The following is a 20,900-nucleotide window of genomic DNA, read 5'->3' as shown; positions in this document are numbered from 1 at the left end:
CTACTTTAAAAAAATATTCTTCTTATTATACAACATTTTTTTCATCTTCATTTTTTCTACACTATTCAATGCTCTTTGTTGTTTAGTTTTTCCTGTTTGAGTGGCTATATTAATGATTTCCGTAGTCGGTGCAATATTATTATTCCCTACAACTTTTATCATTTCCTCATTATTAATCCAGATGGGGTTTTTAATTTTTATACTTCCTGTAAAAGGGATGGGATTTTTCTCATGAGTATATGAAACCAGACAAAGGGCGGCTTTAGATCCAATGTCTCTATGATTAATTATCGAAATATTAATATCCTTCGCATCTCTTGAATAAATTTCATTTAAAGATAAAACAATTCCCCAGTTTTTATTATTTCGTGTTGTAACATCTTCTAAAAGAATGTTATTTATCACATTTTTAGGGGAGTTAGGTTCAATATCAATACCTGCCATGGGATTGGTACCATGAGAAAGCTCTACTTCACAATTGGCAATCGTGATAGAAACCCCATTGGTTATGGATATTCCATTTCTTCTATTATTTATTATTTTACCATCCTTGATGAGAATTTTAGAAGAGGGGATTTTTCCTCCTCCAATATAGATTCCATCTCCCCAACAATTTCGAATAAGAGGGTTATTAATTATAATATTTGAGGATTCCATAATATGGATACCCATCCCATGTTCGCCCTTGTTATTTAAATGGACATCCCTGTCTCCCTCTAGATTTGGAGAAAAAATTGATATATTATTGACATTAACTATCCATAAAATAGCATATATGCTCTTAGAAGTAGGAGCCATTAACAATTTCGAATTTTGTTGAAAATAAATTTCGGTATTACTACTTATTTTTAACCCTTTATCATTTACGCAAATAGGGAAATCGGGCATTTTGACAACTCGATGCATGTCTAACCCTTTCTGTATATAGGCTGTATAATCTACACTCGCATCTGTAACATAGTTACGAGGCAAATAAGAAGTGAGATCTACTATATTATATCTTTGAACACCAAAGGCTGGTGTGAAGAGTGACGATATGTAAATAAGATATAAAAAGATACTTTTAATTTTTTTCATTTTTGTTGATTTTTGAGAGTAATTCTTCAAACATAGAAATGTAATTTTTATAATCAAACAAATTAGATTTTCTGCAATATTCTTTCATTTCTAGTATATCTTTTTGGGGAAGCTGAAATATTTTTTTTAAACTTTCAGTCAAAATCTTCTCATTTGAAATATCAAGAAGAAAGCCATTTTTTCCATGTTGCATGAATTTCCTAATATCACTCATGTCGTTAGTCAAGACAGGGGTGCCGCAAGAAATAGACTCAACAAACTTCGTGGGAAAACCTGCCCTATTTGTGAGATTGTCATGACGTAAAAATAAATCAAAATGAGCTTTTTTAATTTCAGACAATGCTTCTAAGTGAGTTAAACGTCCTTTGAACTCTATATTCTGTATAATATTAGCAGGTATCGATTTAGCGAATGATTCTTCGAACTGATCCAATGTGATACCAATTATTGTAAAAAAGAAATTAGAGATTCCTTCATTCTTAAGATTAGATAATGAATCTAGTATTAAATCGATCCTATCCTTATTCCCTGCACCTGGAGAACCAGCATATACTACTTGAATTTTATCATCATCTGAAAGTTTAACGAAATCATTATTCTGCCATTTCAACATGCTTGAGTCAACTAATGGAGGAATATTAACTATTGCCCTCATTCGTTTTTTGTAGAACCCATATAAAAAAGAACTTATCGTTATTATTCCATCTAGTTTGGGATGGACAACTCTCATTCTATAATACGTGTCAAACCCTTTTATCGCTCGAAACAAAACATTTCCTTTCGCTCCATACCATTCAGTACAATCCGAAATCAAGGGAGTATTATGTTTTCGGCTCCATCTCCTTAATCTACTTAAAGCAACTGAAGGGTAATTGTAAGCAATTATCAATGTAGGCTTTTTTTCTAAGAAAGGAGTTAGATGTCGAATAGAAGTTAAATATTTATACCATCCTTTCTTATTTGCAGGATAAGGTAAGTTCGTATATTTAAACCCCTCATAATCGCATATATATTTTGGTTGTTCCTTTTTAGATAATCCTAAAAAGAACGTATCATATCCCAATTTTTTGAAAACATTCCCATTGCCAATCACACGCTGAGCTGCTGCATTTTTATCGGGAAGTTCAAAACCTCCTACATATAATATCCATCTATTGCTCATTCCAAACAACTCTTTTAATATAGTCTGTGTATGAAATTATAATTCGCACAACCTTATCACTTACATTCGGCATACTATAATCCGCAACGGGGCGAAAATTTCTAGTATCCCCTGTTTCTTGATATTGTAACTGAGCTAATCCCTGCATCACTCTCTCTGGATTAAGGCCCACCATTATTACACTCGCTTCTTCCATGGCCTCAGGGCGCTCATGAGCCTCACGAATATTTAATGCCCTGAAATTTAAAATAGAAGATTCTTCAGAAATAGTTCCACTATCTGACAATACCGCAAATGCATTTATTTGAAGTTTATTATAATCACTTAACGCAATAGGTTTCATTAGTCGCACATTTGGATGAAAAGTTACACCTTTCTTTTCTATCATTTTTCGTGTGCGTGGGTGTGTTGACACAATCACTGGATAATCATAAGTCTGGGCAATATCGTTTAATATTTTTACTAAATTATCAAAGTTTTTTTCGGAAGAAATATTCTCCTCTCGATGTGCCGATATAACGAAGTATTTTTTGTTTTTCAAATTGAGTTTAGAAAGAATGGTAGAGTTTTCAATTTTTGGTAAGTATTGCATCAAAACTTCATACATGGGGCTTCCAATTTTTATCACTCTATCAGGTCTTAATCCCTCTGCCAATAGATATTCTCTGGCAATATCACTGTAAGTTAAGTTAATATCGGCCGTATGATCTACAATTCTCCGATTACTCTCTTCCGGTACACGCTGATCAAAACAGCGATTTCCCGCCTCCATGTGGAAAATAGGTATATGACGTTTTTTAGCAGCAATTGCACATAAACAAGAGTTGGTATCCCCTAACACCAAAAAAGCTTCTGGCTTTTCCTGCTCTAATATAGGATCAATCTTTATCAAGATTTGCCCAGCTGTTTCTGTTGCGTTTTTACCTGCTGCGTTCAAAAAATGGTTAGGTTTCCGCAGACCTAGATCTTCAAAAAACACTTCATTCAATTCATAATCATAATTCTGCCCCGTATGCACTAAAACATGCTCAATTGCTTCACTTTTATCTAATTTTTGCAATACACATGCGAGGCGGATAATTTCAGGGCGTGTCCCCACAACTGTTAATACTTTTAACTTCTTCATTACTTTATTTCTGTGACTTTACACTTATATATATAATTATTTTCTAGATCTACGAAATATACAAAATTATGAACGTCGGTCCCGATAGGCATAAATTGACTGTACTGTGCATATTTTCCATCAATACCTTTACATTTTCTTGCTTGCAGTTCGTACACCTCTGGTCTATTTTTCGCAATGCTAATACCATAATTTCTAAATTTATTATCATAGAGTTGTCCTTCCCCATTGGAAGACATTATATACATGTCAAAATCTGAAACATAAGCAGAGCACCACAAAGCACTGTTTATAAGAGGATATTTGTCAATTTTTTCCCAACTGACATTTTCTTGCAAATCTTTTCTATTTAATCTAAATAAGTATTGAGGTTCAGCCGAATCCATATTCCAAAAAATAAATTCACTATTAAACATCATGGCCAAAGAACGCCACTTTTCATTTCCTCCTCCTAGTTTTTTAAATGTTATGCCCATATCCTCAGAAAAATATATTCCAGCTTCGCCTTGAGAGTCACCTGTTCCTATAAAAATATTATCGGAATACTTATCTTGAACTAAGAAATGAATATGCCTAGCATAAGGCTGTAATTTATTTTCATAAAAATCACTCCTTTTATAAAAGGTCATCCTAATCGACATCGTCTTATTTCGTAGGTTATATGCATAAATATGATGCCTTTTATAATCAATACCCGGTGTATACTCAGAGAACAAGAGTTCGTCACCATTCTCATTTTGTGTTATAACCATTGACTCTTTAATAGCTCTTTTATCGTTATAAATAATGTCCCACTTTGTTAAATTATTACTTAAATAAATTTTATTTTCAGTTCGTATAGCATAGTATCCATTTTTACAAATCATCTGATTATACAGTCCTCCTTCCAGCGGAAAACTGGTACAATAAACTTTCTCTCCCAGTTGTTTCGTAAAATAGAATAATGTATTCTTTTCAATTATATAGGTAGTATCACTAGAAGTGTATACTAATATATTCTGTGGGGGATATCGTTCTTGAACTTTTAAACCATATTTTTTTGTCAACCAAAATCGTAATTTAACTTTTATAGAAAGTTTCTTATTCGATTTTAAATCCACTAAGTTGATAGTTTCATAGACGTGGCTTATATTATTTTTATCTTTCAAAAATATTTTGTTATTATTAATATCAAATAGGTCGTTATCAATTTCCACTTTAGTAGAGAGTGTGCTATCTACTTCCGTCAAAGATAAACTATCCCCATAAAAAAGATCGTAATATTCGGCATTTTCAGAGGCTTCTACCAAAAGGAAATCTCCAGGTTCAACCAAATCTATGTTTTTTAAAGGAGCTGGTACATCTCTCATACAAGAGATGAAAATCACTACACAAAAGAGAGAAATAATTAAGTTTTTACTTCTGCGTTTCATACGAACAAACTAAATGTATCCGGACGATTAGGATCAAACGATTCATTGGCCCACATTACCGTAACCAAATCTTCTTTTTCACTTAAATTGATGATATTATGCGTGTATCCGGGAAGCATGTGAACAGCGTGAATATTTTCTCCTGATACTTCAAATTCTATCACTTCATCTGAATCTACTTTGCGTTCTTGAATCAATGCACGGCCGAACACTACAATGAAGAACTCCCATTTGCTGTTATGCCAATGTTGTCCTTTGGTGATACCCGGCTTGGAAATATTCACACTTACTTGGCCACATTTTTCCGATTTCAACAATTCGGTAAAACTACCTCGGGCATCGCAATTCATTTTTAGCGGAAAAGCGACTTTTCTTTTAGGGAGATAACTCAAATAGGTTGAGTATAGTTTTTTAGCAAAGGAGTTATTGGGGATTTCCGGTACAATTAAGGTTTTAGGCTGATTATTAAATGCTTCTAACAAGTCCACTATTTCTCCCAACGTTGCTTTATGGGTAACGGGAACACAACAATATCGCCCATCTGCTTGTAGCAAGGTATCCACTCCGTTGAACTCACAATGATGCTCTTCCCCATTCAAAGCTGCTATCATTTCATCCACCAAATCGTCTATATAAAGCAACTCCAATTCAATAGCCCGATCATTCACTTGAATTGGCAAATCATTGGCTATATTATTGCAAAATGTTGCAACCACGCTGTTATAATTTGGATGACACCATTTACCAAATAAGTTTGGGAAACGGTACACCAACACTTTGGCTCCTTTTTCTTTCGAATAATCAAAAAACAGCTCTTCTCCTGCCTTCTTGCTTTTTCCATATTCGCTACCGGCATATCGTCCCTCAAGTGTAGCCTGTATAGAACTTGAGAGCATTACAGGGCACGTATTGTTATGCTTCTTCAACGTATCTAAAAGAGTCGAAGCGAAGCCGTAATTGCCTTGCATAAACTCCGTCTCATCTTTTGGCCGATTCACACCCGCTAAATTAAACACAAAATCCGCGTTTTGACAATATTCCTCCAATTGTTTGTGCGTACTGTCCATATCATATTCATAAACAGCATCAATAATAACATTCGGATAGAACTTAGCTTTCCCTGTTTTAATGTTATTAAGTTGGGCAACCAAGTTTTTGCCAACAAAACCTTTTGCGCCAGTAACTAGTATGTTCATTTTGTTATATTTTAAGATTCAAGTAAGAAGAAAAAAGAATCAAGTTTTATAACAAACTTGTATTTTTTCCCTTTTGTCTATTTATTTTGTATTAATACAATAGCACCTAATATATTTTTAATTTCAATGTTCTCTTTTAATAATCTACTTTAATCTTCGGATTTTGAGTTATCTAAAGAATCATAATTTACAGTCAATAGTTCAATCCAATAAATCATTTTCCTGCATACTTTTATCTTTTACCTTCAAATCTTTGCAAATGAAATCCAACTTCAACAGCAACTCTTTCATTCCCTCCACATCCAATTGACAGGCATTGTGTGAATGATAATCTTCTATTTTTGATATATCTTCTTCCCCTTCAATAAAATACTTGTCATAATTCAAATCGCGGCTATCGGCCGGAATGCGGAAATAGTCTCCCATGTCTTCCGATTTGAACATTTCTTCACGAGTAACCAATGTTTCATACAATTTTTCGCCATGACGCGTGCCAATTACTTTCACTTCGTTATCGGCCTGATACAATCCTTTCAAAGCATCTGCCAATACTGTTAGCGTTGCAGCTGGAGCTTTCTGTACAAATAAATCTCCATTATGCCCATGCTCAAAAGCGTATAGCACCAAGTCAACCGCATCTTCCAACGTCATCATATAGCGAGTCATTTTCGGGTCAGTGATGGTAATAGGTTTGCCAGCCTTAATTTGTTCTACCCACAAAGGAATAACCGACCCCCGACTCGCCATCACATTACCGTAACGAGTGCAGCAAATAGTTGTCTTGGCACTAGCACCCAATTGACGTCCTTTTGCAATAGCCACTTTTTCCATCATCGCTTTACTAATTCCCATTGCATTGATAGGGTAAGCAGCCTTGTCTGTACTCAATACTACTACATTTTTCACGCGATGTTCAATTGCTGAATCCAATACATTTTCAGTACCCAATACATTCGTACGAACAGCCTGTATAGGAAAGAATTCACACGAAGGCACTTGTTTCAAAGCGGCGGCATGAAAAACATAGTCCACCCCCATCATGGCAGCATCCACGCTGCGTTTATCCCGTACATCTCCGATATAGAATTTTACTTTCGAATTTTGCAAGTGATGACGCATATCATCTTGCTTTTTTTCATCACGACTAAAAATACGGATTTCTTTAATATCCTTATTCAAAAAACGTTTCAAAACTGCGTTACCAAATGAACCGGTTCCACCGGTGATAAGGAGGCTTTTTCCACTAAAAAGATTATTTGAGTTCATTTTTTTTATTTTAGAAAAAGATGTAGTAAATATAACTATTATCTTTCTATATGATTGAATTTTGTTTATATTTAAAATATTTCTTCAAAATTTTGTTTTTCTCTTCACCTTTCAAATGTCCTAAATGCAGGGATTTCTCTTTGATTTTTTGAAAATAACTGTCTGTGGATTTAAAACACTTCCATACACACAATTATCAGGTATATCTATGGTTAATACATTTCCTACTGCGATTATACAATTATTTTCAACGGAAATTCCCCGGCAGGATTAATGATCTAAAACCAGCATAAACATCATCTCCGATTGTGATAAGTGAAGTAATTTCTAAATTAGGAATTAAATGCCGAAACAACAATGTTTCTCCGTCATGCGTAACATATTAACGCCTTCTGTAATGTGACATTGATTCTTAATGTAACACATTGCGGTGTTCAGTTCCAAACATATCAAAAGGATTTCCATATACGTAAATATTATACCCATGTTTACCCTATTTTACGAAAATATTTAATCATCTTTGTTTTGTAAGAACAAAGAAATAAGACTTTATCTTCAAACTGAAAACTTTTTTCATACTAATTCTATTTCTATGATATTCTTTAATTTTTCAACTTGTTTGATGGCATTTTTATTTTTTAAAACAAATTGTTTTGCCATTTCTCCTTTATTACATAACTCTTTATGAGATAAAGATAGGATTTTTTCTAATGTTTTCGATAAGAATTCAACAGAGAAATCCTGTTCAATTGAAAAACAATATTGATAGTACTCTTCAGGAATGCCCGGTAATCTGTAAAGAAGGGTAGGGGTGCCAGATTGAAAGTATTCTATTGTTTTTGAAGGAAAAGAAAATCGCGTGAAATCACCTTCGGGAGTTCGAGGGTTTACAAGCAACGATGCCCTCTTTTGCAAATCTAATGCTTCTTTGTTGCTAATGCTGCCTTTGAATACAATATTGGGGCATTTTACGCTCAGTTCTTTTATTTCACTCTCACTATCTCCACTACCACATATTATTAATTGAGAATCAGCATCATTTAACAACATAAAAGCGTGAACCAAGTTCATTACCCCATACCGTTCTGCCAATGTCCCGGTATATAAAATAGTTTTTGCAGGGAATTTTGGCATACTGGAATTGACTTCTGTATTTAAATCGGAAGCTATTCCTTCAATAACATCATGTGGTTTGTGTTCAATGCCAAGTTCCTGCGCCATGTATTTACTCAACAAAATAAAAGCATCAATTTCTTTTACAAGCTGTGGAGTTCTCACACAATTTTTCCTGTAATAATAATGATATAATCTTCCAGAAGGAGTTCCCATAAATTGCACTAAATCAGGGACAATCTGAATAATTTTTACGTTTGGGAATCGTTTCTTGATATTTATTACTGCTTCCATTCGCGAAGTTATAAGAGCATACACAATAACAATAGCCTGCTCTCCGTTTAACTTATTAACCCACAGAGTTAATTCCCGTGTAATTTTTCTTTTAATAATAGGCTGCTTTATGCCTGTAAGGTTCAAGAACCCCATACTTGTTCCTTTAAAAGGAACCATGGTAGCCTTAGGCACAAAAAGCCTATTATATCGTTTAGGAAAAGAACCCACAAATGGAGCATTTATTATGTACAAATCCGGATAATAAAAAGAAAGTCCCGCTAAAAAAGATTGCTGCAATTTATTAGCGGCATGCTGCATATTATAGGTACTGGCAGATAGAATTTCTTGGTAGATTGAATCCGGGAAAAAGCCACTTAAGAAACAGATATGTACATTTTTAGTCATAAATAGTCAAAAACAATATTATACTTCTCATACGATTCGCCTGTTATATCGGATTGAAAGAACATAAAAAAACGAAAAAGAATAAATATGATCATAACACTCAATCCAATCCATTTTATATTTTTCTTATTCATATTTTGCAATAAAATAGGGAATCCTACAATATTAAAGACAGAAAAATAAAAAATTATACGCCCAAACATCGATACACCATACCTAATGGGAGTTAAAAAATACCCCACTTCTACACTTCTTATATAAATCTTATCTGATGACTTTATGTGTTTCTCATTAAACAAGTAAAAAATAAAAAGAAACAAGGTTATTATAAAACCAATACCAAAAGAACTCGAAGACTCTTCCAAATAAGTAGAATAATTCTGAGGTATAGGAAATAAAGATATTAACATGAGAGAAATAGGAAACAAAGTCACCGAGGATACTAAAATAAATAATCCTTTCATTTTATTCACAGATCCTTTTCGGGTCCATACTAAGAAGAAATAAGCCACTGTGAAAACCAAAGAGCTTATATGAAAAGATGCAGCAATCAAAAATGAGATAAAACCTGGCAGTTTATTCTTTTTCTTTCCATTTAACCATAGACACCCCATGATTAAAAAACAAATAGCAAGAGATTGTCTCATTGCCGATAAGTGTATTAGCATGTTATCAGGATCAAAAATCAAGATAAAAGTTGCTAACCAATAGAACTTTGAGGAAACCGTTTTAACTATTAAAAGATAAAAGGAAATGACATATAACAAAGCATGTAAGGCAACTAATCCAGGAAATGTGATATTCCTGCAAAGATAATTAAATAAAAACCATCCATATTCTTTTCCCAGTTCCTCATAAGAATATCCGCCTTCGCTGATTTGCAAAAAATAATATGAATATGCTTTATAATCGCTACCAAAATCAATTCTGAATGAGAGAAATAGAAATATACATAAAAAAGCCAAAATGAGAAAAGCTTTTCTGTATCTGCCCAAATAGGCAAACAACAAAACGACTATATTCACATATATAACAGTCTCCATAAAAATACGACTCTCATTATTTAAACTTCTGCTTTATTTTACTAACAATGTTTAAAAGTAAGGTCTTTTCAGTTCTATCCAGAAACAAATAATACCCTATTATTACGGCAAATAAGAAGTTAAGTAAAAGTATTATCAAAAGTCGCAGCATAGAGGAATTTAAGGTATTAATTATACCAGCAGAAAGAAAAAAAAGGGTACCTGCAAATAGCACACTTTTAGCTATCACGCTGAATGTATATTTTCTCAGATTAATATCAATAGATTCTTTGGCAGCATACATTATTATAAAATTCCGAATTAAAGAGAATATTATGGCCACATATACTGCGTAAAAAAAATTATACTCTAACTTAAAAAACAAAAAAGTAACAAAAACACTGAGGAAATAGGATAAAGTGGTATATAGTTGCTGTTTTTTTATTCTACCGGATGCATGTACGCATTGATAAATGAAGTATGAAAAAGTATCGATATTTAACTGTATAATCATTAATTGGGTAAATTGAGCAGCATAAGGGGGGGGAGGGCTCAACCAAATCTTTAAAATAAAGTCAGCTTCAAGAAATAGAGGGATGGATATGAGCATCATTAAAAAAAAGGTGGCTTTGGTTCCCAAAAACATTAATTTGTTCATTCTTTCAAAATTATCTGAAGCGTAAGACACCATTAGTTGGGGAACAACTGACTGCTTAAAGTTCATAGCAAATGTTTCCAAAATATTAGAAATTTGAAAGGCTATAGCATAAGCAGCATTTACCGTTAGTCCAAAAAACACATTTACTAATAAAATTATTCCTTGTTTATTAAAGACGGATGCCAATACTGTCAATATCAGCATCGATATGAAGGATAGCATCTTTTTTATATATTCTTGATCTCTGGAAATTTTAAATTTTGTTTCTTGGTATTTTCCAGCCACAAGAATAGTGGAAAGAAAATAAACAAGAGTTATTGCTAAATTAAACAACGCAAGAGACACTAATTTATCATAAGAAATTGCAAATAGAAGGAATAACACCAATAAACGTAAGACTGATTGAAAAATATCCAATAGTGCAATTTTGGCAAACTCCTCTCTTGCCCTAAGCAGAGCGACATACGGAACATTAAGGATATTGAAAATTAAAGAAATTACTGAAATCTGAAAAACATATTTGGCTGCTATTAACCGTTCCATAGGAATAGTTAACGCAGAAAAGAAAAAAAACAAAAAAAATTGCGCAATAAGAAAAGTTATCACAGCAATCAAAAGATGTAGGTACATGGCAGTAGAAAAAATCTGAGACAATATTCTTGGATTATTGCTTTTTCCTATCTCGATAGAATAAAATCGCTGAACGGCAGTTCCCATTGAACCATTAATAAAACTAAACATGGTTACCAGACTGGAAACTACATTATTTAAACCATAATCCTCAACTCCTAGTATTTGTAAAGTAAAGCGAGTGGTAAAAAAAGAAATAATCATTGTAATACCCATTCGGATATACAATGCCATTGTATTTTTGAATATTTTGAAATTATCTGTTTTTGCTTCAGAAGTCATTTAGCTATATATTTGAAATATTCTTTCCAGTCACCTATATCCTTCCATGACTTCTCACTTACCGGGAAACAACCTATTTGTCCACCCTTATTTCGTACCTTTTCAATAAGATCTGTGATATGAAAAAAAGTATTATAAGGAATTTCCTCAATTAAACTCGGCTCTAGAAGATATACACCTGTATTAATCATATAGGTAATGTTAGGCTTTTCTGACATTGAACTGAGAATACCACCTTCTCCCGTTTCAATCACTCCGTAAGGAATACTATAGGATTTAACAGCCGTAACGAGAGTAATAAGATTCTTATTATTCTTATGATATTCATAGACATCTCTAAAATCTTGGTCAATAATAATGTCACAATTCGAAACAAAAAAAGGTTCCGTAAGGATATTTTTTAAAAGAGAAACACTTCCTATAGTACCTAATGGCTTTTCCTCTTTAAAAAAGTTAATATTGTATTTTTTCTCAAGGTTATCCAAATAATATTTTAGGATATCAAATTTATAGTTTACAGACATAAAAAAACGAGAGCATCCAATTTCTTCAAATTGATCTAGAATCAGTTCAAGTATTGTTTTTTCTCCGAGAGGAATCAGAGGTTTGGGGATAATATTTGTAATGGGCTTTAGCCTAGTACCTTTTCCTCCAGCCATAATAATCACAGGAAGATTGATTTTTTCTCTTGCATGAGTTTGGTTTACATCAAATAAATCCTTCCAGTAATAAATATCTACCAGTTCACCCTGATCATTGACAATAGGCATACATTCGGCTCGCAATCGGTAAACCTTATTTTTTATAGTCTGTATATTATCAGTAGGGTTTGCATAAACTTTATTTTTATCCAATATTTCACATACGGGTAATTTTAGGTCAACATTTCGTATTATAGCACGCTGTATATCCCCTATTGTTAACAAAGCTTCAAAAATGTTTCCACTGAAAACCAATAATGATTTCACTCCCTCTTTATCCATTTTAGACAGAGCTGTAAAGATACTATCCTGAGAATCAATAATATTCGTAATGTTCTCTTTCATATTTTTGTTTTATTTAATATAAAATACTCAGAGGGTAGTTCTTTCTTAAAGATTCTATTTTGATGGATACACTCATACACTTTTAATAACTTCTTTAGAATGTGATTATTATCCCACATTTCATGAACAGTTATAAAAGCATTCTTCTTTAAGACCTCACCTTCGTTTGGATTTTCAATTAATCTAATCATATTATCGGCCATAGATTCATAATCATCATGTTTCGATAATAAAACGCTTTGTCTTTTTTCATTAAGCAAAGGAGTCCCATCAGTGATAGTTGTTACCACTGGAAGACCTGCAAACATGGCCTCTCTAATTGTTCCTGAAATGTTGTCTACTTTTAAAGGCAATATGGCAAATTTAGATTCTTGTATTTTTAACAGAACATCTTTATGTTCAGGCAACATTCCAGAAAAAACAATATTTTTTTTAATTTCCAGATCTTCCACTTTCTTGTTTATCTTTTCTAAAGACTCTGGGGAGCACCCGCCAATTACATTCACCAATACATTACGATGCTTTTTTACAACAATTGAGACTACAGTTAAAACAATGTCTATTGCTTTTTCAATTCCGGCAGCAAAATATACAAAGTCATAATTTTTAGAAACGTTGATTATAGGAAATTCTTGCTGTAGGAACAAAAAAGAATCCGTTATGATAGCTTCAGAATTGATATTTCGCCATACATATTCCGTGTATTCTTTTGTAGGTGAACCAATAAACGTAGCCTTTCTTAAAACAGCTTGTTCTATTTTAACTCTGTGATCGTATTCTTTTTTAGAAATTGGATATTTTGCATAAAAGGAAGGGGGGGACATTAACGTCTGCAATGAAACCAAAACAGGAAATTGTTCAGTGTCAATATCTATAGCAGCTATAGAATAGCGTGGATTTTCAGCCCCATAAAAATGGATTATATCTGGGCGTACATCCGCTACAATGTCTTTAATAATATTTCTATTTTGTCTATATTGATTATTCCTTTTTAAAAAAGTCTTTTGCAAAAGAGTGTCGTCATTGGGTTTAAAAAAAAAGTAAGTAATTCCCGCTTTTTTAAAAGATTGTATTTTTGATTTTAATCCATAATGAGGAGATATAATAAATAGTTCTATATTTGTAGAACAACTTTCAAAAGCTTTTATTCCATTAGAAATCCATATTCCATAGTCAGAGAAAATCCTTGGCTTCTTAAAGAATACTCTCATTATTCTATCTAATAAAGAATTCTTGAAAACCAATTCATCTCTTATTTCTGCATTTGAAAAATTACATACCCACAATGTCCTCATTACTTAAAAATTACATTCTTAGATAAAAAAGGAATTATTTTTTTTTAATTCTTTTGCAGGGTTACCCATTACAATTTTTTTTGCCTCGACATTTTTGGTAACTATTGAGCCTGCTCCTACCAAAGCTTCATCTCCAACGTGAAGAAAAGGTAAAATAGTAGAATTCGCACCAATATATGCATTTTTTCTAATATCTACTTTCCCTAACAAAACACTATTAGGAGCTATTGTGGAAAAATCACCTATTGAAACATCATGCATTATATTGGCATTCGTATTTACTTTAACAAAGTTACCAATCGTGACATGAGATGAAATATTTACACCATTTTGAATAACACATCCTTCTCCTATGGTAGCCCTTTTGGAAATATGAGCTCTTTTTCCAATTAAAGAATAAAACTTAAATCCCACATCTTTATATAGAGAAACTAGCTTTTCTCGCACATTTGGATTATCAGGGGTAATTATCAAGGGTGTTTCTCTGTATTTATTAAATATTCCTTTTGCATCATTATCCGAACCGATAATCGGATATCCACAATAAAATCCACTTATCTTATTGTCTATAATTCCACGAATTACTAAATCTTGTTCTTCACAGAGTTCAATAATCTCATGAAATCCTCCAACAAGAATTACCTCACTCATAAAAAGCGAAAAAGGTTTTAATCGTTTCAGCTATCCACGCTATCTCTTTGTTTGTCAAAACTGCGTACATTGGAAGTGTGATTTCGTTTTCACACACATATTCGGTAATAGGTAAAGAAGAAGAGTTTTCTTTATAAATAGAAAATTTATGGATTGGAGGATAATGATTGCTTGTCTGAATACCATTCTCATGTAAATAATTCCGAAGAGCATCTCTTTTTTCAACAGTAGAGTTTTTTAAAACGATAGGCATTATATAATTTGAAACAAATTCCTTGTTATTTTTAAAAGGGATTTCTATTTGTTCAATACCCGAAAGAGCAGTCAAATAATTTTTTCTGACATCGACTCGCTTATCTAAATCTGCCTGCAATTTTTTCAATTGTACAATTGCAATAGATGCTCTAATATCATCCATTCTGAAATTATAACCGAGCTCCACAATATCATACGCCGTAGCGTGACCTTTTGCTCTTTGATAGGACATCGTTGTCATACCATGAGAACGCAACAAGCGAATTCTCTCGGCATACTCATCGTTATTGGTGACAATCATTCCCCCTTCGCCAGTACTTATATTTTTATTCGAAAAGAAACTAAAACAGCCTACATCTCCAATAGTTCCAAGTTTTTTATCTTTATATTCTGAAAGTGGCCCATGACATGCGTCCTCAATTACTTTAAGATTATTTTTTTTAGCTATTTCCATTATTTCATCCATTTCACATGGGAAGCCGGCCATATGAACAACCACAATAGCTTTTGTTTTTGGAGTTATTTTCTTTTGAATGTCCTCCGGATCTATATTTATATCATGAAGTCCTCGGATATCACAGAATATAGGCGTAGCCCCTACATAGCGGATACAATTAACCGAAGCTGCAAAAGTTAGAGATGGACACAAGACTTCATCACTCGCTCCAATACCATTTACGATACAAGCCAAATGCAAAGCATCCGTACAATTGGACAAACTAATTGCATGTTTCACTCCCAACATTTCGGCAAATGTTGTTTCCAGTTCCTCACATTTGGGGCCTGTAGATATCCATTTACTACGAATTGTTTCTGTTACTGCGAGAACTTCTTGTTCATCAAAATTTAATTGGAATAAGGGTATTTTATAATTCATTGTATCAACTTAATTACATTTTTGCATCTAAATATTTCCCTTTTTCTATATAATCGAAATTGGGTATCAGTTCAAAAAAAAGAGAGACAATACCTTCTTTTGTCCAATTTCCAGTTTGCTTCATTTCTGCTATAATTTTAAGAAAGTGGTCAAGCAATGCTTCATCATAAATAGGTTTATTTTTGATAATACCCAAATTAGTAAAACGAGACAAATCCAGTTCTTCATTGTCTGTGAAAAATTCCTCAAAGTCTTTTTCCCCGGTCGTATCACTTTCAGTAAAAAAACAAGTCCATTTTCCTTCTGCAGGTAGAGTGTGTACCAATTGACGAGCTTCTTCTTCGTCCTTACACAAATAAGGTTCGTAACCTATTCCTTTTAAATAACGAACTGCTATATCAGAAAAAGTAATAAGGTGAAGACTTTCACTTAACTTAGGGAAAAAGATATCTCTATTTTCTCCCAATATGGTGGACATCAGACAAAGCTCTCCTGATTCTTTTGGGGTGACAAAATATCTTTTTACATCATTGGGAGCCACAATGGGCTGACGTTTTTGTATTCTTTGATTGAATCCGTGAAGCAATGACCCATCGGAAAAAGCCACATTGGCAAAACGTGCAGTAGAAATCTCTATTTTTTTGCTCAAATGCATCAAAAACATTTCCATTATACGTTTGGAAGCTCCCATCATATTGGCAGGGTTAGCGGCTTTATCGGTAGAAACACAGAAATATTTCTTTACTCCTTTATCAATGGATTGTTTTACTGTTTTAACAGTATTAAGGATATTGACATCAATCATCCTCATAAGGGTATAAGGATCTTTTTCACTCCGGACATGTTTTAGGGCGGAAAGATTTAGAACATAGTCATATTTTCCGTCATTGTTCCAAAATCCGTCATACTCAATAGAAGCTACATCAAGTGCGAATGTCCGGAAGTCCCCGTCTATATATCCAAAAGTGCTACGAATATCCCGCACCAGTTCAACCATGTTGTTTTCACTGATATCCACCACATGTAGTTTACGGGGTTTGCGCTTGAATATTTCTTTAGTCACTGCCTGGCCTATGGACCCGGCGCCTCCTATCACCAGGAAACTGGATGAGTTGACTATCTCTGATAGCGCTGCTTCGTTTCGTTGAATATCTTCCGTAAACAGTTCTTTATCTCGTCCTATAAGTTTTAATATATCCATAGTAAGTTACTCTACAGCTTTCCATCAACTTCTTCTAATAACATTCCCTTCACATCATATATTACTTTTTTCATATCCATAGTAATGGAAGATATATCAATGTTGATGAATTCCTTGTGCGCCACGGCTAAAATCACCGCATCAAACTTGTTTTTTGGCAGTTCGTTCAAAATATCCACTCCATATTCATGCTTGGCAATTACGGGATTAGCCCATGGGTCATGTATGGTTACTTCGGCATTATATTCTTTTAGGGTACGCACAATATCAATTACCTTGGTGTTGCGTACATCGGGGCAGTTTTCCTTAAACGTGAACCCGAGGACCAATACTTTGGAGCCAAGCACCTGAATGCCTTTTTTCAACATCAATTTTACCACCTGATCAGCCACATACTCTCCCATACTATCGTTCATGCGACGGCCGGCAAGGATGATCTCAGGGTTGTATCCATTCCGTTGTGCGGCTTGCGCCAAATAGTAGGGATCCACTCCAATGCAGTGACCACCCACTAATCCGGGTTTAAAGGGAAGGAAATTCCATTTTGTACTTGCAGCTGCCAACACATCTTGAGTATTGATATCCATTTTATTGAAAATCTTCGCCAACTCGTTCACAAAGGCAATATTGATATCGCGTTGCGAGTTTTCGATTACTTTGGCTGCCTCCGCCACCTTGATGGTGGGGGCTAAATGAGTACCTGCTGTGATTACGGAAGCATACACTTCGTCCACCATTTCACCGATTTCGGGCGTGCTGCCGGAGGTGACTTTTTTGATCTTTTCTACGGTATGCTTCTTGTCGCCGGGATTAACTCTTTCCGGACTATACCCAGCAAAGAAATCTTCGTTGTATTTCAACCCGCTTACTTTTTCAACAACCGGAATACATTCATCTTCTGTGACTCCAGGATACACGGTAGATTCATACACAACGATATCGCCTTTTGAAATTACTTTGCCCACGGTTTTACTGGCTTCGTATAACGGACGCAAATCGGGATTGTTGTTGCGATCTACCGGGGTTGGCACCGCCACCACATAGAAATTACATTCACGAATATCTTCTATATAGGTTGTGCATGTCAATCCATATTTATCAATGGCTTCTTTCAACAAAGCATTCTCTACTTCTAACGTGGAATCCACGCCAACCATCAATTCATCTACCCGGGCTTGGTTCAGGTCAAAACCAATTGTTTTGTATTTGGTGCTAAAAAGACGGGCAAGGGGTAACCCTACATAGCCTAGCCCGATTACTGCAATTTTTATTTCATTACTCATGAGATAGATGCTGTTTTATCACAAATTCTCCCAGTACCATTTTACCGCTTCTTTTAGACCTGCTTTCATTGAAAATTGGGGGACATAACCCAACATTTTTTTAGCTTTATCAATATTCGCCAACGAATGAGGAATATCACCCGCCCTTTTTGGCCCATGAATCACCTCTACATGGGGAATACGGGAATCATATTCGCCCAAATATTCTTTCAAAGTGGCAATTAATTGATTCAAAGTGGTGCGTTCACCATATGCTGTGTTATAGACTTGATTAACCGCTTGGGGGTTTTCTGTATCCATCGCACAGATATTCATCTGAATCACGTTGTCGATATAGGTAAAGTCACGGCTATATTCTCCATCGCCGTTAATCGTAATAGGTTCAAGCTTCATCAACTTTTTCACGAACAACGGGATTACTGCGGCATAAGCGCCATTGGGATCCTGCCTTCTTCCGAACACATTGAAATAACGCAAGCCGATAGTCTCTATGCCGTATGTTTTGGCAAACACATCGGCATAGAGCTCGTTCACATATTTGGTAATGGCGTAAGGAGACAATGGCTTGCCGATCACACTCTCCACTTTGGGTAGCGACTTGCTATCGCCATAAGTAGAGGAACTGGCGGCATAAATAAACCGCCTGACGCTGGCATCTCGGCTGGCAACCAGCATATTCAAAAAACCCGACACGTTGACTTCATTTGAAGTTATGGGATCTTTGATGGAACGGGGTACCGAACCGAGTGCCGCCTCATGAAAAACATATTCTATTCCGTCCACTGCCTTGCGACAGTCATCTAATTGGCGAATATCGCCCACAACCAACTTAAATGTAGAGGGATAAGAGCCAATAAGAGGGAGTAGGTTCTCAATTTTGCCAGTTGAAAAATTATCAAGAACAGTCACATGATCACCACGTTTCAGGAGTTCTTCCGTTAAATTTGAACCAATAAATCCGGCACCTCCGGTTACTAATATCTTTTTTGCGTTCATTGTTTCTTTCAATCTTATAGCCCACAAAAGTACAACAATTTAATGAAATGTTTCCCAAACCTTCATAAGTAATTATTTTCTATAGCATCATTATTCCATAACGACCACACCGGGAATCATCAGAAAAAGAACAACCTATATCCGGAAATGCGTATTCCTGACCACGCTCAACACAACAATATGAGCCGTCATCAGAACCGGTCTGACTAGATACCCCTTCAAAACCTCACTCAAAGGAATAAAATATATTGATTTTTTGATTCTTGACTAAAAAAGTTGAGAATGGGAAATACGATTCAGTGTGATTAAAACCAATTAATTATAAATCATAGAGTGCTCTAGGCTTTAACTCAAAACGATCTACAAAACAGTGACCGTAACAAAAGATAATATTGTCGAGAGCAAAACCATCAACAACCTGATAAAGAAAGCAATGGCGGCCTGGGAAAGATTTTTTAACCGCTGGATAATTTGATGAAGCTGTTTGAAGGTTCTATTTTTTAAACCTCTTCTGCTTTTTTTACCTCATTCGCAATATCTTTAATAAACGGCTTTGCTAATATCCATCCTGTGCCGATGAAAACTCCCAGAAAAACAAAACCGGCTAAAATAATACTTCGTCTGGGAGCGCTTTTCTGTACCGGGACTACCACGGGTTCAATCACCGTCAACACCGGTTTGGATTCCTTTACCGCCAGTTTGGCTTGCTCCAATTGTTTGGCCAATTCGCTATAGACGGTGAATGCTATATCATATTCGCTGCGGAGCCGTTGCTCGGTGGCACGTGCCGAAGCGGTGGTCAACCCCCGGTTGGCATCCTGGAAAAAGGCGAGGCGTTCCTGCTTTTGTTGAAAATCCTTTTGCGCCTCATCAAAACTTTGCTGCACAAACGCAAGGTTATCTTCCATTTTCTCCGACTTGAACGCCGTCACGTATTGCTCCAGCGTTTTGCGCACCTGATCGGTGATACGGGCGGCCGCTTCGGCTTCGGGAAAAGTGTAATCAATGGAGATATACCCGTCCTTGGCGTTCAGGTTCAATTGTATTGAACTTTGAATCCTCTGATATACCCGCTCTTCCTCTTTGTTAAGGGTAGGCAGTGATAGGCTGTCGGAAGGGTACGCCTCTTCCTGAATGCCGCTTCCGCGGATAGCGTTTATAAGCAGGAAGGGCAATCCAATGGTATATTTCTTAATGCTCCCTATCAGGTTGAAGGGTTGGTATTGTTTGTTTGTATAGTAGTCGTACAACAAAATTTCTTTTCCTTCGGATTTTTCCACTTTTATGGGGGTTTTCATGATTTCCCGGGTAAAAGGGACACTCTTTACGATCTGCGGATAAACGTTAGGAGAAAGGGTTTCCCCTCCTCCGGCTCCCACGCCGATATTCATGCCCATCATGGCGGCAAGACCGCCTAAATTGCCGGTTGCCCCATCTTTGCTGCTCTGGGGCACGACCGTGCAGTGTGCGGTGTATTTTACAGGGGAAAAGAGTGCGATAAAGAGGCCTATCAGGAGAAAGATGCCGGTGGTCTTCAGGATAAATTTCCGCTTGATCCATAACTTCCGTAGAATCTCGGTTAGATCGATTTCATCGGTTGTTTCGGGGGACGGAAGCCTGTTTTGGTTTTCCTGTGTATAGTTGTCTTGTGTCATGTGTCCGTTTTGTTTG

The 20,900-nt window shown here is 35.1% G+C and carries 17 protein-coding genes; all 17 read right to left on the bottom strand.

All coding sequences use genetic code 11. From position 1 onward, the window contains the following. The 17 genes from D7D25_RS10525 to D7D25_RS10445 all read right to left on the bottom strand — a co-directional run bounded on the left by D7D25_RS10525 (position 1) and on the right by D7D25_RS10445 (position 20,884). Positions 1-1,077, bottom strand: a complete 1,077-nt coding sequence (locus tag D7D25_RS10525) for a right-handed parallel beta-helix repeat-containing protein (protein WP_122968911.1) — start codon at positions 1,075-1,077, stop codon at positions 1-3. After that, positions 1,064-2,239: a glycosyltransferase gene (locus tag D7D25_RS10520; RefSeq protein WP_122968910.1), complete on the bottom strand. Its 1,176-nt coding sequence runs from the start codon at positions 2,237-2,239 to the stop codon at positions 1,064-1,066. Before D7D25_RS10520 ends, D7D25_RS10525 begins: the two co-directional genes overlap by 14 nt. Beyond that, positions 2,229-3,365 (bottom strand): non-hydrolyzing UDP-N-acetylglucosamine 2-epimerase, encoded by a 1,137-nt coding sequence (gene wecB / locus D7D25_RS10515; RefSeq protein ID WP_122968909.1) that lies wholly within the window; start codon positions 3,363-3,365, stop codon positions 2,229-2,231. Before wecB ends, D7D25_RS10520 begins: the two co-directional genes overlap by 11 nt. Continuing rightward, the gene (locus D7D25_RS10510; protein ID WP_148038907.1) at positions 3,365-4,777 is read right to left on the bottom strand and encodes a hypothetical protein; all 1,413 of its coding nucleotides are present in this window, start codon (positions 4,775-4,777) and stop codon (positions 3,365-3,367) included. The genes wecB and D7D25_RS10510 overlap by 1 nt, the downstream gene beginning before the upstream one ends. After that, positions 4,774-5,973, bottom strand: a complete 1,200-nt coding sequence (locus D7D25_RS10505) for an NAD-dependent epimerase/dehydratase family protein (RefSeq protein WP_122968907.1) — start codon at positions 5,971-5,973, stop codon at positions 4,774-4,776. Before D7D25_RS10505 ends, D7D25_RS10510 begins: the two co-directional genes overlap by 4 nt. 201 nt (positions 5,974-6,174) lie before the next feature. Beyond that, positions 6,175-7,239: a polysaccharide biosynthesis protein gene (locus D7D25_RS10500; protein WP_122968906.1), complete on the bottom strand. Its 1,065-nt coding sequence runs from the start codon at positions 7,237-7,239 to the stop codon at positions 6,175-6,177. Between the two features lie 573 nt (positions 7,240-7,812). Beyond that, entirely contained in the window at positions 7,813-9,033 is a 1,221-nt protein-coding gene (locus D7D25_RS10495; protein ID WP_122968905.1) for a glycosyltransferase, read from the bottom strand. Next, positions 9,030-10,076, bottom strand: a complete 1,047-nt coding sequence (locus D7D25_RS10490) for an EpsG family protein (protein ID WP_122968904.1) — start codon at positions 10,074-10,076, stop codon at positions 9,030-9,032. The genes D7D25_RS10495 and D7D25_RS10490 overlap by 4 nt, the downstream gene beginning before the upstream one ends. Before the next feature lie 16 nt (positions 10,077-10,092). Then, complete coding sequence (locus D7D25_RS10485) at positions 10,093-11,625, bottom strand: lipopolysaccharide biosynthesis protein (protein WP_122968903.1); 1,533 nt, start codon at positions 11,623-11,625, stop codon at positions 10,093-10,095. After that, complete coding sequence (locus D7D25_RS10480) at positions 11,622-12,671, bottom strand: nucleotidyltransferase family protein (RefSeq protein WP_221408000.1); 1,050 nt, start codon at positions 12,669-12,671, stop codon at positions 11,622-11,624. The genes D7D25_RS10485 and D7D25_RS10480 overlap by 4 nt, the downstream gene beginning before the upstream one ends. Then, complete coding sequence (locus D7D25_RS10475; protein ID WP_122968902.1) at positions 12,668-13,966, bottom strand: glycosyltransferase family 4 protein; 1,299 nt, start codon at positions 13,964-13,966, stop codon at positions 12,668-12,670. Before D7D25_RS10475 ends, D7D25_RS10480 begins: the two co-directional genes overlap by 4 nt. An 18-nt stretch (positions 13,967-13,984) precedes the next feature. After that, complete coding sequence (locus tag D7D25_RS10470; RefSeq protein WP_122968901.1) at positions 13,985-14,617, bottom strand: NeuD/PglB/VioB family sugar acetyltransferase; 633 nt, start codon at positions 14,615-14,617, stop codon at positions 13,985-13,987. Continuing rightward, on the bottom strand, positions 14,610-15,749 hold the full coding sequence (locus D7D25_RS10465) for a DegT/DnrJ/EryC1/StrS aminotransferase family protein (RefSeq protein WP_122968900.1): 1,140 nt from the start codon (positions 15,747-15,749) through the stop codon (positions 14,610-14,612). Before D7D25_RS10465 ends, D7D25_RS10470 begins: the two co-directional genes overlap by 8 nt. A 13-nt stretch (positions 15,750-15,762) precedes the next feature. Beyond that, on the bottom strand, positions 15,763-16,950 hold the full coding sequence (locus tag D7D25_RS10460; RefSeq protein WP_122968899.1) for a UDP-N-acetylglucosamine 4,6-dehydratase: 1,188 nt from the start codon (positions 16,948-16,950) through the stop codon (positions 15,763-15,765). Between the two features lie 11 nt (positions 16,951-16,961). After that, positions 16,962-18,233: a nucleotide sugar dehydrogenase gene (locus D7D25_RS10455; protein ID WP_122968898.1), complete on the bottom strand. Its 1,272-nt coding sequence runs from the start codon at positions 18,231-18,233 to the stop codon at positions 16,962-16,964. Positions 18,234-18,251: 18 nt separating this feature from the next. After that, the gene (locus D7D25_RS10450; protein ID WP_122968897.1) at positions 18,252-19,229 is read right to left on the bottom strand and encodes an SDR family oxidoreductase; all 978 of its coding nucleotides are present in this window, start codon (positions 19,227-19,229) and stop codon (positions 18,252-18,254) included. 500 nt (positions 19,230-19,729) lie between these two features. Continuing rightward, positions 19,730-20,884, bottom strand: a complete 1,155-nt coding sequence (locus tag D7D25_RS10445; protein WP_122968896.1) for a Wzz/FepE/Etk N-terminal domain-containing protein — start codon at positions 20,882-20,884, stop codon at positions 19,730-19,732. Positions 20,885-20,900 lie beyond the last annotated feature (16 nt).

Source organism: Proteiniphilum sp. X52 (assembly GCF_003712195.1).
Lineage (GTDB): Bacteria > Bacteroidota > Bacteroidia > Bacteroidales > Dysgonomonadaceae > Proteiniphilum.
The sequence above is the reverse complement of the archived record's forward strand: the minus strand, read 5'-3'. Positions and strand labels throughout refer to the sequence as shown.

Coding starts and splice junctions, on each gene's coding strand:
- D7D25_RS10525 (WP_122968911.1), bottom strand. CDS start 1,077: ATGAAAAAAATTAAAAGTATCTTTTTATATCTTATTTACATATCGTCA.
- D7D25_RS10520 (WP_122968910.1), bottom strand. CDS start 2,239: ATGAGCAATAGATGGATATTATATGTAGGAGGTTTTGAACTTCCCGAT.
- wecB (WP_122968909.1), bottom strand. CDS start 3,365: ATGAAGAAGTTAAAAGTATTAACAGTTGTGGGGACACGCCCTGAAATT.
- D7D25_RS10510 (WP_148038907.1), bottom strand. CDS start 4,777: ATGAAACGCAGAAGTAAAAACTTAATTATTTCTCTCTTTTGTGTAGTG.
- D7D25_RS10505 (WP_122968907.1), bottom strand. CDS start 5,973: ATGAACATACTAGTTACTGGCGCAAAAGGTTTTGTTGGCAAAAACTTG.
- D7D25_RS10500 (WP_122968906.1), bottom strand. CDS start 7,239: ATGAACTCAAATAATCTTTTTAGTGGAAAAAGCCTCCTTATCACCGGT.
- D7D25_RS10495 (WP_122968905.1), bottom strand. CDS start 9,033: ATGACTAAAAATGTACATATCTGTTTCTTAAGTGGCTTTTTCCCGGAT.
- D7D25_RS10490 (WP_122968904.1), bottom strand. CDS start 10,076: ATGGAGACTGTTATATATGTGAATATAGTCGTTTTGTTGTTTGCCTAT.
- D7D25_RS10485 (WP_122968903.1), bottom strand. CDS start 11,625: ATGACTTCTGAAGCAAAAACAGATAATTTCAAAATATTCAAAAATACA.
- D7D25_RS10480 (WP_221408000.1), bottom strand. CDS start 12,671: ATGAAAGAGAACATTACGAATATTATTGATTCTCAGGATAGTATCTTT.
- D7D25_RS10475 (WP_122968902.1), bottom strand. CDS start 13,966: ATGAGGACATTGTGGGTATGTAATTTTTCAAATGCAGAAATAAGAGAT.
- D7D25_RS10470 (WP_122968901.1), bottom strand. CDS start 14,617: ATGAGTGAGGTAATTCTTGTTGGAGGATTTCATGAGATTATTGAACTC.
- D7D25_RS10465 (WP_122968900.1), bottom strand. CDS start 15,749: ATGAATTATAAAATACCCTTATTCCAATTAAATTTTGATGAACAAGAA.
- D7D25_RS10460 (WP_122968899.1), bottom strand. CDS start 16,950: ATGGATATATTAAAACTTATAGGACGAGATAAAGAACTGTTTACGGAA.
- D7D25_RS10455 (WP_122968898.1), bottom strand. CDS start 18,233: ATGAGTAATGAAATAAAAATTGCAGTAATCGGGCTAGGCTATGTAGGG.
- D7D25_RS10450 (WP_122968897.1), bottom strand. CDS start 19,229: ATGAACGCAAAAAAGATATTAGTAACCGGAGGTGCCGGATTTATTGGT.
- D7D25_RS10445 (WP_122968896.1), bottom strand. CDS start 20,884: ATGACACAAGACAACTATACACAGGAAAACCAAAACAGGCTTCCGTCC.